Consider the following 643-nt stretch of genomic DNA (forward strand, 5'->3'; position numbering starts at 1 on the left):
GACCTGGCACGTCCCCGCCGTCCGCGCCGGAGGTGTCCACGACCACGCACCAGCGGGCCCCGGTCTCGCCCAGCCCCCGCGCCCCCGCCAAGGCGCCCCGCGTGCTGTATCTCGGCGACTCGCTCGCCATGGAGAACCAGAAGGTCCTCGGCCAGGAGCTGCGCCGGGACCTGCGCGCGAAGTACACGAGCGCCCCCTACTCGGGCACCACCCTGTGCGACTACCTGGAGGGCACGGCGGAGCGGTCGCTCGTACCGGCACGGGACAAGGCGGCCGCCCTGGTGCGGTCGCTGCGGCCGGACTTCGTTGTGCTGCAGTTCTGGGGCAACGCCTGGGACTTCACCTGGTGCATGGACAAGATCACGTACGACGGTTCGCGGGAGCGGTACTTCAAGCGGTACGAGGCCGACGCGCGCAGGCTCGTCGAGCAGATCACGACGGCCGGCGGGGCCCGCCGGCCGCGGATCGTGTGGGTGCTCCAGGGGCCGGACCCGATCACGCCCGACCGGGTACGGCGCGTGAACGGGCTGTACCAGCGGCTGGCCGCCGACTCGGACGACATCGTCGCCGGGGCGAGCGCGTCCGCCTCCCACACCGGGTCGGGCGGCAGCGTCGCGGGCGCGGTGGACGGCCTCCCCACCAA

At 73.6% G+C, this 643-nt stretch carries 1 protein-coding gene; it reads left to right on the plus strand.

The genetic code is table 11. From position 1 onward, the window contains the following. The coding region (locus tag IF47_RS0126750; protein ID WP_051718272.1) for an SGNH/GDSL hydrolase family protein at nt 1–643 on the plus strand (643 nt) is incomplete at both ends.

It is taken from the genome of Streptomyces megasporus, assembly GCF_000718985.1.
In the GTDB taxonomy this organism is placed as follows: domain Bacteria; phylum Actinomycetota; class Actinomycetes; order Streptomycetales; family Streptomycetaceae; genus Streptomyces; species Streptomyces megasporus.